The 12,340-nt window shown below is 75.9% G+C and carries 11 protein-coding genes; 6 read left to right on the top strand and 5 right to left on the bottom strand.

Annotated features, from left to right (window positions below; translation table 11 throughout):
* Positions 1 to 163: 163 nt before the first annotated feature.
* From ACFVVA_RS12295 to ACFVVA_RS12280, 4 genes are all read right to left on the bottom strand, one after another.
* On the bottom strand, positions 164 to 1,090 hold the full coding sequence (locus tag ACFVVA_RS12295; protein ID WP_387688462.1) for a M56 family metallopeptidase: 927 nt from the start codon (positions 1,088 to 1,090) through the stop codon (positions 164 to 166).
* Positions 1,087 to 1,458, bottom strand: a complete 372-nt coding sequence (locus ACFVVA_RS12290; RefSeq protein ID WP_359898734.1) for a BlaI/MecI/CopY family transcriptional regulator — start codon at positions 1,456 to 1,458, stop codon at positions 1,087 to 1,089. Before ACFVVA_RS12290 ends, ACFVVA_RS12295 begins: the two co-directional genes overlap by 4 nt.
* A 227-nt stretch (positions 1,459 to 1,685) precedes the next feature.
* The gene (locus ACFVVA_RS12285; RefSeq protein WP_387688460.1) at positions 1,686 to 4,427 is read right to left on the bottom strand and encodes an FtsX-like permease family protein; all 2,742 of its coding nucleotides are present in this window, start codon (positions 4,425 to 4,427) and stop codon (positions 1,686 to 1,688) included.
* A complete protein-coding gene (locus ACFVVA_RS12280) occupies positions 4,424 to 5,224 on the bottom strand; it encodes an ABC transporter ATP-binding protein (RefSeq protein WP_387688458.1) in 801 nt (266 codons plus the stop codon). Before ACFVVA_RS12280 ends, ACFVVA_RS12285 begins: the two co-directional genes overlap by 4 nt.
* 464 nt (positions 5,225 to 5,688) lie before the next feature.
* Here ACFVVA_RS12280 and ACFVVA_RS12275 point away from each other — a divergent pair, with 464 nt between their 5' ends.
* The 3 genes from ACFVVA_RS12275 to ACFVVA_RS12265 all read left to right on the top strand — a co-directional run bounded on the left by ACFVVA_RS12275 (position 5,689) and on the right by ACFVVA_RS12265 (position 7,761).
* Positions 5,689 to 6,423 carry an MgtC/SapB family protein gene (locus tag ACFVVA_RS12275; protein ID WP_387688456.1) on the top strand — a complete coding sequence of 245 codons (735 nt, stop codon included), beginning with the start codon at positions 5,689 to 5,691 and terminating at the stop codon, positions 6,421 to 6,423.
* Positions 6,424 to 6,550: 127 nt separating this feature from the next.
* Positions 6,551 to 7,228 (top strand): YoaK family protein, encoded by a 678-nt coding sequence (locus tag ACFVVA_RS12270; protein ID WP_387688454.1) that lies wholly within the window; start codon positions 6,551 to 6,553, stop codon positions 7,226 to 7,228.
* Positions 7,229 to 7,326: 98 nt separating this feature from the next.
* Positions 7,327 to 7,761, top strand: coding sequence for a hypothetical protein (locus tag ACFVVA_RS12265; RefSeq protein ID WP_387688452.1), 435 nt, complete (start codon positions 7,327 to 7,329; stop codon positions 7,759 to 7,761).
* Between the two features lie 21 nt (positions 7,762 to 7,782).
* On the opposite strand, the gene ACFVVA_RS12260 is transcribed toward ACFVVA_RS12265, so the two are convergent.
* Positions 7,783 to 8,439: a hypothetical protein gene (locus ACFVVA_RS12260; protein WP_387688450.1), complete on the bottom strand. Its 657-nt coding sequence runs from the start codon at positions 8,437 to 8,439 to the stop codon at positions 7,783 to 7,785.
* 406 nt (positions 8,440 to 8,845) lie between these two features.
* Between ACFVVA_RS12260 and ACFVVA_RS12255 the strand changes: the two genes are divergently transcribed.
* From ACFVVA_RS12255 to ACFVVA_RS12245, 3 genes are read left to right on the top strand one after another with little or no spacing between them, the layout of a single operon-like run.
* Positions 8,846 to 9,370: a PadR family transcriptional regulator gene (locus tag ACFVVA_RS12255; RefSeq protein ID WP_387688448.1), complete on the top strand. Its 525-nt coding sequence runs from the start codon at positions 8,846 to 8,848 to the stop codon at positions 9,368 to 9,370.
* Positions 9,367 to 10,080, top strand: a complete 714-nt coding sequence (locus ACFVVA_RS12250; protein WP_387688446.1) for an ABC transporter ATP-binding protein — start codon at positions 9,367 to 9,369, stop codon at positions 10,078 to 10,080. The genes ACFVVA_RS12255 and ACFVVA_RS12250 overlap by 4 nt, the downstream gene beginning before the upstream one ends.
* Positions 10,077 to 12,320: an FtsX-like permease family protein gene (locus tag ACFVVA_RS12245; protein WP_387688444.1), complete on the top strand. Its 2,244-nt coding sequence runs from the start codon at positions 10,077 to 10,079 to the stop codon at positions 12,318 to 12,320. The genes ACFVVA_RS12250 and ACFVVA_RS12245 overlap by 4 nt, the downstream gene beginning before the upstream one ends.
* The last annotated feature ends 20 nt before the right edge of the window (positions 12,321 to 12,340 follow it).

The raw sequence follows: 12,340 nt of genomic DNA, 5'->3' as shown, positions 1-12,340 counted from the left end.
CCGGACGTGCCGGCCCGAACGCACGACGTCGACCCGCGGGTTCGCCCGCGCGGGTCAAAGTCCCGGCAAATCCCACGGACCCCCACCCAGCCCCCACCCGGGGCCCGTCGGCACCCCCACGCCGACGGGCCCGCGGGGGCGCCCAGGGGCGCCCCGGGGTGTCTCAGGGGTGCGGCGCGCAGACCAGCAGGTACGGGAGCAGCGGCAGCACCGGCACCCCGAACCGCCAGACCGGTCGGCGCCGTCCGGTCCCCGGCCGGGCCAGCCGCCGGACCCGGGCGAGCACCCCGGTGGACGCCACCCCCAGGGCCCCGCCGGCCTCGGCCCCAGCGGCCGGAGCCGGGCCGCTGGTCGCCAACGCGCAGAGGGCGGAGGCCAGTTCGTCGCGCGAAGCCCGCTCGAGCGCCGCGTCGTCCGCCGCCATCTCCAGCAGCAGCGCCACCTCGGAGCGCCCCAGCCGAGCCAGCGGCAGCGGCCCGAGCAGCAGCGCGAAGGTGTCGGCCGGCAGCCGGAACAGGTGGTGGCGGCCGCGGATGTGCCCGTGCTCGTGCGCGACGGCCGCCGCGAGCTGCCGCTCGTCCAGCAGCCGCAGCGCCCCGCGCGACAGCACCACCCGGGAGCGGCGCCCGGGCAGGCAGTAGACGGTCGGTCGGCCGTGCTCCAGCACCAGCGCGTCCCAGCGCCGGTCCGGTACGCCGACCACGTCCAGTACCGTCCGATGCCGTCGCCGGTCCCGTCCGGTGCGCAGACCGACGGCCGTCACCAGGGCGGCGAACAGGGCCCCGCCGACGGTGAGCAGCCACCAGTCGTGGGTGTGCGGCAGGCCCGGCCCGTCCGGTTCGCCGTGCGGGGGGCGGCCGAACAGGCCGAACAGGTCGAGCAGCCCGAGCAGTCCGGCCGGCCGGTGGGCGAAGGGCTCCACCGCGTGGTGCGCGGTGAGCAGCAGGGCCACCGCGAACGAGGCCATCAGGGCGAGCCAGAGCGCCGCGCCCGTCGCCGGACGGGCCTGGAGCCGGACGGAGCCGGCCAGCCGGCGGGGCAGCAGGACGCCGGTCACCAGCAGGTGGAGGCAGAGCACCGCGAGCGTCACTCAGGGCCCCGGGACTTCACCTGTTCGAGGGCGGCGAGCAGGGCCGAGGCCTCGTCCCCGCTGATCCGGTCGACGAAGTGGAGCAGTGCGCCCGCCCGGTCGGGGGTGGTCTCCAGCGCCTGGTGCATCAGCCGGGCGGTGTACTCCTCGCGGGTGCAGGTCGGTTCGTACACCCAGGCGCGGCCGACCTTGTCGCGGCGCAGCCAGCCCTTGGTGTGCAGGATGTCCGCGACCGTGGTGACAGTGGTGTACGCGACCGCCCGCTCCCGCTGGAGGTCGTCCACCACCTCGCGCACCGTGGCGGGCCGGCCCCAGGACCAGAACCGGTCCATGATCTCGGCCTCCAGATCGCCGAAGCCCCGTAGCACCGCCCTCTTCTCCCTCGCCGAGCCGACCACCGGCGCCTTTCGCCCGCCGGAACGCGGCCCATGGTACGGCGAGCGCCGGGCGCCCGCCCCCGGGTGAAGGGGACGGGCGCCCGGCGTGCCGCGGGTGGTGTCCAGGTGATGGTCGGCGGGTGTGCAAGCCGTGTCCGAAGCCGCCGACCGGGACTGGGGGCGGGCGGCTTCGGTCAGGGCGGCCACCCGCCCGGGACTCAGGACAGCCGCCGCCCGAGCGGGATGCGGGAGCGGGTGAAAAGGGCCGCGAGCAGCCCCGCGACCACCGGCAGCAGCAGCACGATCAGCAGCAGCTCGCCCCAGGGCGCGGTGATCAGCGCGGGCTTGGCCCCGAACCCGCTGGCCCGGGACTTCAGCAGCCCCACCGCGGGCACGAAGCCGTTGACCGCGCCGAGCAGTGCGCCCAGCAGGGCGATCAGCGTGCACTGGAGGCCCGCCATGGTCCGCCGGATCCGCGGTGGCGCGCCGACCGCGGCCAGGGTGGCCTGGTCCTGCCGGGAGTCGGCGGCCGCCAGGCCGGTGGCGATCCCGGCCGCGCCGAGCACGACCAGTCCGGCGAAGCCGGTGAGCGCCAGGGTGAGCGCGTCGCTCTTCGGCTGGTAACCGCGTTCGACCTCCAGCGTGGAGAAGCGGTCCAGTCGGGCGGCGGCCGCCTCGGCCCGTTGCTGCGCCTTGCGGTCGGGCGGGGTGGCGGGCAGCCAGACCGAGCCGGTCGGCCGGGCGGCGAGCCCGAGTCCGGGCAGGGCGGAGGGCAGCGCCAGGCCCTGGGCGAAGTCGGCGGCGGCCGGGTTGTCCACCAGCACCGCGTCGACCGGGACCTCCTGCAGGTCCGGCTTGGGTATCTCGCCGGGCTGCAGCGGAGCGCCGCCCCCGCCGCGCAGGATCATCACGGCCTTGCCGTCGGCGCCCACCAGGGCCCGGTCGAAGACCAGCAACTTCCCTGCGGCCAGAGCCTGTTCGGCGGCCGGGTCATGGATGCCGAACAGGTTGTGCAGCACGGTCGCGTCACCGGCGGCGAGGTGCGGCGGTGCGCCCAGGCCGCGCCGCTCCGGCGGGCCCTTGAGCTGGACGGTGCTGGCGCAGTTGTCGCAGAAGCGGTACTCCACCTGGCCGAGGTCGCCGCGCGGGCCGAGCCCGGACAGCTGCTTCTCCAGCTCGGCGCGCTCCTCGGCGAGCCGGGGCCCCTCGACGTGGCTGGTCAACTGGACGGCGCCGTAGGGGGCCTGGGGCCGGTAGTCGCGCCGGTTCTCGGCGTCGGTGCTGGTGGTGTAGACGCCGATGGCGACGGCTCCGGCCACCGCGGCCATCACCGCGGCCACCGCCGGAGCGGTGCGCGAGCGGTGCCGGGCGGAGTCGCGCAGGGCCAGCCGGGGGCCGAGCGGCAGCCGGCCGGCGGCCCGGCCGATCAGCGCGATCAGCATCGGGGTGCACAGCAGCAGGCCGAGTTCGGCGATCACCGAGCCGCCGAGCACGGTGAGGGTGCGGGTGTCGTAGCCGCCGACGCCCGGCCGGTCGCGCTGCACCGAGGCCGCGCCGTACATCGCGAGCACCGCGCCGAGGGCGAGCAGTGCGAAGCCGGACACGGTGACCAGGCGGTTGGGTCCGCGGACGGTGTCCCGGCCGGTCAGCCCGGCGGTGACGCTGCGCCGGGCGGCCTGCAGCGCGGGCAGCGCGGCCGCGAGCAGCGCGGTGGCCAGGCCGATCCCGGCGATGGCGATCAGGTCCAGCGGCGGTACGGCGAAGTGGCCGAAGCGCGCGCCGCCGATCTGCTCGATCCACGGTCGCAGCACGGCGACCACCGCGGTGCCGAGTACCACGCCGACCACGGCCCCGGCCGCGCCGAGGACCAGGCCGCCGCCGAGCACCACCGCACCGACGTGGGCACGGCTCCCGCCGGCCGCGCCGAGCAGGGCGAGCTGGCGGCGCGAGCGGCGGGCGCCGACGGCGAACGCGGGCCCGGCGAGCAGGGCGACCTCCAGCAGGGCCATCCCGGTGACGGTGGCGACGACCATCCTGGTGTTGTTGGCGGCCGTCGGGTCGCTGTAGCGGTGGGCGTCCCGGTAGTAGGGGACGGCCTGCTCCGGTGGCGGGGAGAGTGCCACCGAGCGTGCGGTGAGGGTGTAGCCGTGGGCGTTGAACCGCTGGACCTCGGCCCAGCCGAGGGAGGCGCCGGACGGCAGCCGGACCAGCCAGGCGGACCGGGCGGCCGAGGGCTTCTGCGCGGTGGGTCCGGCGCCGGCCAGTGCGGTGTTCAGCGGGTCGACCAACTCGCCGGGCCGGGCGACGAGTTCGACCCGTCCCAGCTCGCCCGGGTGCTCCACGACACCGGTGATGGTGTAGGTGGTGCCCTCCAGGCCCTGGACGGTGGTGGTGGCGCCGGGCCGGAGCCCGGAGCGGTCCAGAAAGGCCCGGGTGACGGCCACCTCGTGCGGGGCGCCCGGGGCGCGGCCCTCGACCAGGTCGAGCCGGCCGCGCCAGACCGGGTCGCCGAGATCGGCCTCGGTGGTGAGGGTGCGGACCAGGCCCTCGGGCGAGGTCGCGCCGGCCTCCGGGCCGGGCCGGGCCGGGGTGAGCACGCTGCCGGGCGGCAGCAGCGAGGTGATCAGGGCGGCCGGGGCGGTGCTCGCGCCCTTCTCCTGTTCGGCCGTCGGCTGCTCCCCGGGGCGGGGCTGGACGGAGAAGGCGCCGTCCTCGGCGATCGGGGCCTGCTCGACCGTCTGGCCCGGGTCGAGCGAGGTGACCAGGGCGTCCGCGCCGCCCACCACCCGCTCGACCCGTTCGGCCGGGGTCAGCTGCCCGCTGCGGTGGACCACGTCGGCGCCGGTGACGCCGAGGACGGGCAGCGCGATCATGGCGGCGATCAGCGCGCTGCGGCCCTTGGCCCGCAGGGCGTCGCGGCGGGCGATGCGCAGGGCGACCCGCCAGGCTCCGATCCTCACGGTGCCACCTCGCCGAGCACGCCGGTCGGGTGCACCGCGGCGAGGCGGGCGGAGGACCGGCGGCCGGGGGTCTCCGAGGCGACCGCGCCGTCCCGCAGGTGGACCACCCGGTCCGCCCAACTGGCGTGGGCCGCTTCGTGGGTGACCATCATGGCGGCGGCGCCGGCGTCGCAGCGGGCGCGCAGGACGGCGAGCACCGCCTCGCCGGTGGCCGAGTCGAGGGCGCCGGTCGGCTCGTCGGCGAGCACGAGCCGGCGCTCGCCGATCAGGGCCCGGGCGATGGCGACGCGCTGCTGCTGGCCGCCGGACATGTCGTCCGGGAAGCGGTCGGCGAGTTCCCCGATGCCCAGCTCCTCCAGCGCGGCCAGCGCCTCCCGGCGGGCCCGGCGTCCCGGGACGCCGTCGAGTTCGCGCGGCAGGGCGATGTTCTCGGCGGCGGTCAGGGCCGGGATCAGGTTGTAGTCCTGGAAGACGTACCCGATCGAGCGCCGCCGCAGGTCGGCGAGCCTGCCGCGGCCGAGGCCGCCGAGCGCGACCCCCTCCACCAGCACCTCGCCGCCGCTGGGCTGGTCCAGCCCGCCGGCCAGGGTCAGCAGGGTCGACTTGCCGGAGCCGGACGGGCCCATCACGGCGACGAACTCGCCCGGGTGGACGGCCAGGTCGATGCCGCGCAGGGCGTGCACCTCGGCGGCGCCCCGCCCGTGCACGCGGGTGACGCCCGCCAGGTGCAGGACGGGTGCGGGCCGGGTCGGATCGGTGTGGGACACACTTCCCCCTCGTGAGCTGCTCAACTGCATATGTCGGTGAACTATATATGCCGGAGGACGTGCTGCGCGGCGGGATGGTTCCCGGATGGTTTCCGGAGGGTTCTCCGGCGAGGGTGATCGGGTTCGGTCAAACTTCTACAAAGCTGTCGAGGATGTGGGCGGAAACCCGGCCCGGGTCGTTCGGGGGCGGTCTATGCTCGGGGCGGTTCGCGGTTCGCGGTTCACCGCTCGGGGGTCCGTGCCGTGCCGCGTCGCCGAGCGCGTCACCCGACGCGCGGTCGGCCCCGGGTGCGGCAACCGGCGGGGGGTCGGTGCGACCGTCCTGCGCGCCTACCCGTCGGCCGCGGGGGCGATGGCCATCATCGAGGTCGTCAAGACCGCGCGCCGAACCGTCGGCCGTGCCGACCGCACGTCACCGCCCGCCCCGCACGGACGGTCGGTGGGCGGCGGCTCGCCACCCGTCCGTACCCTCCTCCCGTGAAGGAGGTGCCGTCGTGCACACCCTGACCACCGTCGACTTCCTCGTCCGGCTCGCCACCGGCGTCGCCTGCGGCGCGCTGATCGGCGTCGAGCGCCAGTGGCGGGCCCGGATGGCCGGCCTGCGCACCAACGCCCTGGTCGCCGCCGGCGCCACCCTCTTCGTGCTCTACAGCGAGGCCGTCGTCGACACCGGCAGCCCCACCAGGGTCGCGTCGTACGTCGTCTCCGGCATCGGCTTCCTCGGCGGTGGAGTCATCCTGCGCGACGGCGCCGGCGTGCGCGGCCTCAACACCGCCGCCACACTGTGGTGTTCGGCCGCCGTCGGGGTACTGGCCGCCGCCGGCAAACTGCAGCTGGCCGTCCTCGGCACGCTCGCCGTGCTCGCCGTCCACCTGGTGCTGCGCCCGGCCGGCCGACTGCTCGACCGGGCCCCGCAGTCCGGCAGCGACCCGGACTCCACCAGCCGCGCCACCATCCACCTGGAGTGCGACCGCAAGTCCGAGGCCCACATCCGGGCCCTGCTGCTCCAGGCCCTCGCCGCCTCCGGACTCGCCCCGACCGGTCTGCGGGCCCGCCGCACCGACAGCGGGGACGCCACCAGCCTGCGGGCCACCGTCGCGATCACCGGGTCGGTCGCCCCGGCGCTCGAACAGGTCGTCACCCGGCTGTCGTTGGAGCCGGGCGTGCGCGACCTGCACTGGCACCTGGAGGACGAACCGGAGGACCCCGGCAACCCGGCGCTCGCCTGAGGCCGTAGCGCCGCAGTGCCGCAGTGCCGCAGTGCCGCAGTGCCGTGCAGCCGTGCAGCCGTGGCACCGAAGGCCCGGCACACCCCGGAACCGCCGCCCGACCCCACCCGAACCGACCGGAGGCCCGATGTTGACCCCCGACCCCGAGCACGGACCGCTGGTTCCGATGCTGCTGGTGCTGACCGTGGTCACCGGAGTGGTGGACGCGGTCAGCTACCTCGAACTCGGCCACGTCTTCGTCGCCAACATGACCGGCAACGTGGTGTTCCTCGGCTTCGCCCTGGCCGGTGCGGCCAACCTCTCCGCCACCGCCTCGCTGGCCGCCCTCGCCGCGTTCCTGCTCGGCGCGCTGGCCGGCGGTCACCTCGCCCGTCGCCTGCCCGGTCACCGCGGCCACCTGCTGACCGTCGCCGTCGCCGTCCAGTCGGCGCTGGTCGCGGCGGCCACCGTGCTGGCGGCCGTGGCCGGCCACACCGGCGACCCGGCCCGCTACACCCTGATCGGGCTGCTCGGCTTCGCCATGGGCGGCCAGAACGCGGTGGTCCGCGCCCTGAAGGTGCCCGACCTGACCACCACCGTGCTCACCATGACCATCACCGCCCTGGCCGCCGACCGCACCGGCCCCCGCCGTCTCGCCTCCGCCGTCTGGATGTTCGCCGGCGCCCTCCTCGGCGCCGTCCTCGTCCTCCGCGCGAACGTCCCGCTCGCCCTCGCCCTGGCCCTCGCGCTGCTCCTCGCCGTCGCCGCCTTCACCCACCGCGCGGCCGGGTCCACCCCCGCCCCGGCCTGGACCCGCCCTCGCTGACCGGGCGGCGACGCCCCCCCGGAGCCGCGGCCCTCCCGGTACGCTGTCGTCCCGGCAGGCCGCGGCCTGCGGATCGTCGTGAGGGACGGGTGAGTTGCATGGGCGCCGGCGCCTGGTCGTACGCGGTTCCCCACCGGGAGGACCTCCAGGCCGCCCTGGACGCGCTGAGGGAGAAGGTCTTCGGCGAGGACGAGTCCTACCGGGAGGAGGGGCTCGGATCGCTCGCGGAGCTCATGGTCTCCGGCCGGCTCGACGAGCAGGGAGCCCACTCCGTGCTCGATGTGGTCACCGTGGTCCACTGCGCCGTCGACGAGGAGGACCACGGCGACGTCCGGGTGGTGGAGGGTGCCGAGGTCGTGGAGCTGTTCGGCACCGGCCGGCCTTCGCTGGACATCGTCCGCGCCGCCGAGGAGAAGGGCGTGGGTGACATCGACTTCCCGCCCTCCTTCCGGGGCTCGGGCTGCTGCACGGTCACCTACGGGCCGGACGGCGCTCCTGACGGCCTCTACTTCTGGGGCGTCACCGGCGACTGACGGGCCGGGCCCGGGGCCCGGTCAGTCCTCGCTGCGGTGGCCGGCGCGGCCGCTCCAGCGGGGTTCGAGGCGGGCCCAGCCGGTGCTCCAGGCGGTCTCGGCGCGGCGGTCGAGGGCGTGCAGGCGCAGCCGGAGGGCGAGCGCGAGCAGGGCCAGGAGGGCGAGGAGGCCCCCGGCGCCCGTGCAGGCGGCGGAGACCGCGAGGGCCGCGCGGTCGGCCGGGGGAGCGGAGACGGCGCCGGCCTGGTCGACCCAGACGGGGACGCGGCTGCCGGTGACGGCGGAGTGCGGGGCCTGGACGGTGCCGACGCGCCGGGTGCCGTCGGGGGCGGTCCAGGCCGCGTCGGCGTCGATCCGGTTGCTGTAGCCGCCGGCGAAGCGGCTGCCGGCGGCGGTGGCGCGGTCCGGGACGCCGCGGACCACGGCGTCGACCTGCTGCAGCCGTGCGCGGTCGGTGTCGGCCAGGTGGGCGGTGGAGCGGTAGAGCAGCAGGGAGCCGCCCGCGGCGAGGGCGAGCGCGAGCACCGCGCCGAGCAGGGCGGACAGCCAGGCGCGGGCCCGGGAGCGGTCGAGGGGGCGGACGAGCGGCTCGTGCCGGGCACCGAGGGCCCGCCGCAGCTGTCGGCCGGCGCGTCGGGGGAGCGACGCGGGCCGGGCCGGACGGGGTGTGCTGGACACGGTGAGGGCTCCTCAGGGACGCGGGGGCGCAGGGTGGTTCCCGCCCCAATGTCCCCCCGGCGGGCCTCCGCGCACAAGACTCGTGCGCGCCCGGAGGATCGCCAGGGCCGCTCGGCCCCGCAGTCGGGACGTTCGGCCCTCGGCATCCGCCGGGCGGTCCGGGCAGGCTGGGGAGCGGCGGCGCCCTCCCGGTGCTTGGGCGCGGCCGTGGCCCGGTTCGGCCGTGGGGGCGCCGGGTCGAGGTATGGGGCAGGGGGTGGTCGTGGGGTCACCCCCTGCCTGTGCCGTGCCCGGCACCTGCCCGCTCTCCGCCCCTGCCCCGCAGGGAAGCTGACGACGTCCCAGGTCATGGCCGTATTCTGCCCAGATATACACTCGGAGTATACGCCGGGTGTATGTTTCCCCCATGAGTGTTCCCTTGACCCTCCTGGGGCTGCTGGAGCGTGAGCCCAGCCACGGCTACGACCTCAAACGCGACTACGACGCCCTCTTCGGCCGGGGCAAGCCCCTTCCGTACGGCCAGGTCTACTCGACCCTCGGCCGGCTGGCCCGCGACGGCAAGGTGATGGCCGGCGAGGCGGAGCCCGGCGACGGGCCCGAGCGCAAGCGGTACGTCATCACCGAGACCGGGGCGACCGAGTTCGAGACCTGGCTGCGGGAACCGGTCGCGCCCGAGCCCAACCTCCAGTCCGTGCTGTTCACCAAGGTGGTGCTGGCCCTGATGCTGGGCCGCGACGCCGAGCACTATCTGGACACCCAGCGCGCCGCCCACCTGCGCCGGATGCGCGAACTCACCGAACTGCGCCGCACCGGCGCCCTGGTGGACGCCCTGCTCGCCGACCACGGCCTGTTCCACCTGGAGGCCGACCTGCGCTGGATCGACCTCACCGCCGCCCGCCTGGACGCGCTCGCCGCGGAGGTGAACGCGTGACCGCCGTGATCGAGGCCCGGGACATTGCCCTCGCCTTCGGTGAGACCCCCGCCCTGCGCGGGGCCAGCCTGTCCGTCCAGGCCGGCGAGGTGCTCGCCATCATGGGCCCCAGCGGCTCCGGCAAGTCGACGTTACTGCACTGTCTGGCCGGCATCCTGGTGCCCGACGCGGGGGAGGTGCTGTTCGACGGGCAGCGCCTGGACACCATGCCGGAGGCCCGGCGCAGCGCCCTGCGCCGCGACAGGTTCGGCTTCGTGTTCCAGTTCGGTCAGCTGGTACCGGAGTTGACGGCCGAGGAGAACGTCGCCCTGCCGCTGCTGCTGAACGGCGTGCGCCGCTCCGCCGCGCTGGCCCAGGCCCGGCCGTGGTTCGCCCGGCTCGGCCTGGACGGCCTGGAGCAGCGCCGCTCCGGCGAGCTGTCGGGCGGTCAGGCGCAACGGGTCGCGCTGGCCCGCGGGTTGGTGGCCCGCCCGCAGGTGCTGTTCGCCGACGAGCCGACCGGCGCGCTGGACTCGCTGACCGGCGCGCTGGACTCGCTGACCGGCGAGCAGGTGATGGAGCTGATGGTCGCCTCGGCCCGCGAGCAGGGCACCACCGTCGTCCTGGTGACCCACGAGCCCCGGGTCGCCGCCTTCGCCGACCGCGAGGCGATCGTCCGCGACGGCAAGGCCCGCGCGCTCTCGGCCGGAGCCGGAACGGTGGCCCCGTGATCGCCTTCTCGCTCCGCCTGGCCGTCAGCGGCGGCCGGGAGGCGGTCGCCCGGCTGCTGATGATCGCGGCGGCGGTCGCGATCGGCGTCGGGCTGCTGCTGTCCACGCTCGCCGGCATGAACGCGATCGAGCGGGCCAACCAGCGCCAGGTCTGGCTCGACACCGGTGCCGCGAGCCGGACCGGGACCGCGCAGGTCGATCCGCTCTGGTGGCGGCCGCACCAGGACTACTACGACGGCTCGGACATCCGCGAGATCGATCTCGCCGCCACCGGGGCGACCTCGCCCGTCCCGCCGGGGCTCGACCGCCTGCCGGACCCCGGGGAGTACTACGCCTCCCCGGCCCTGGCCGAGCTGCTGCGCAAGGTCCCGGCCGCCGAACTCGGTGACCGCATCCCGGGCCGGATGGTCGGCACGCTGAACGACTCGGCGATGCCGTCCCCGGACACCCTGGCCGTGCTCGTGGGCCGGACGGTCGACGAGGTCAAGGGCGCGCACGGGGCCGTCGCCGTCACCACCATCGCCACCACCCGACCCGAGTGCGGGAACGGCGACTGCCTGAGCCGGGGCATCCGGGGCGATGCGATGGTGCTCATCCTGTCCGTCGTGGGCGGTGCGATGATCTTTCCGGTGCTGATCTTCATCGGCACCGCGACCCGTCTGTCCGCCGCCACCCGGGAGCAGCGGTTCGCCGCGATGCGGCTGGTCGGCGCCACCCCGCGGCAGATCGCGGTGATTGCCGCGGTCGAGTCCACCGTCGCCGCGGTGGCCGGTACGGTCGCCGGCTTCGGCCTCTACCTCGCGCTGCGCCCGCTGACGGCCGACGTGCCCTTCACCGGCGGCCGCTTCCACCTCGACGACCTGACCCTGACCGGGCTCCAGGTACTGGGCACCGCCCTGGCCGTGCCGTTGGCCGCAGCGGTCGCGGCCCGGTTCGCGCTGCGCCGGGTCGCCATCTCCCCCCTGGGCGTCAGCCGGCGGGTCACCCCGCGGCCGCCCCGGGCCTGGCGGCTGATCCCGCTGCTGGCCGGGCTCGCGGAGCTGGTGTACTTCGTCGGCCGCCGCCCGGCCACCGGCAACGGGCAGGCCGCGGCCTACCTGCCCGGGTTCCTGCTGGTGATGCTGGGTCTGGTGATCGCCGGGCCGTGGCTGACCATGGTCGCCGCCCGTACGGTCGCCCGCCGCACCGGCCGCCCGGCCACGCTGATCGCGGTGCGCCGGCTCGCGGACGACCCGAAGACCGGGTTCCGCGCGGTCAGCGGCCTGATCCTGGCACTGTTCGTCACCACGTCCACGGTGTGCATCATCGGCACGATCAACGCCAACCGCGACTCCCTGGACGGCGATCCGATGTCCCGGGCGTCCGTGGTGCAGGGCGAGTTCCGGGACGGCCGGCCGCCGCTGGCGCGCTCGACGCCGGAACAGGTGCTGGCCGAGGTGCGGGCGGTGCCGGGCTTCAAGGGCCTCGCGGTGGTCCACAGCAATCCGGACGGGCTCGCGAAGCTCCCCGTGAACCCGGGCCCGGACGCCCCGCTCATGACCCCCGGCCTGGTGTCCTGCGCGGACCTCGCCCGGATCCCCGTGGTCGGCCACTGCGCGGCCGGGGCGAGCGTCGCCGCCGTCCCGCCGCGCGACTTCCTCAACCTCACGTCGCACCCCGACGCCGAGTGGCCCGCCGCCCCGATCTCCGCGGAGGAGGTCGCCGGGCTCCCGGTCCAGGCGCTCTACGCCACGACCGACGGATCGGCGGCGGCGAAGGAGCGGGTCCGGACGGTCTTCGCCGCGGCATGGCCGGACCACGACGCGCACACGGTCGGCGACTGGGCCACCGAAGGGCAGCAACGGCTCGCCGGATGGCGGCAGTTGGCGAACGTCGTGCTGCTGACCACGCTTCCGATCGCCGGGTGCAGCCTCGCGGTCAGCGTGGTGGCCGGGCTCTCCGACCGCAGGCGGCCGTTCGCGATGCTGCGGCTCGCGGGGTCGCCGCTGCGCCTGCTGCAGCGGGTGATCGCGCTGGAGAGCGTGCTGCCGCTGCTGGCGGTGGCGGTGATCTCGCTCGGCGCGGCCTTCGCCGCCGCGGCTCTGTTCCTCTCGTCCCAGATGGACTACGGCCTGGTGTCGCCCGGGGCGGTGTACTTCGGCGTCGTCGCCCTCGGCATCGGCGCCTCGGTCGGGATCATCGCCTCCACCCTGCCGCTGCTGAGGCGGATCACCGGGCCGGAGGCGGCCCGCAACGGCTGACCGCCCCGGCCCGGAGGCCG

The sequence above is a fragment of the Kitasatospora sp. NPDC058048 genome (genome assembly GCF_042885555.1).
Lineage (GTDB): Bacteria > Actinomycetota > Actinomycetes > Streptomycetales > Streptomycetaceae > Kitasatospora > Kitasatospora lactacystinica.
Note: the sequence above shows the minus strand (reverse complement) of the source record. Positions and strands in the feature narration are given on the sequence as shown.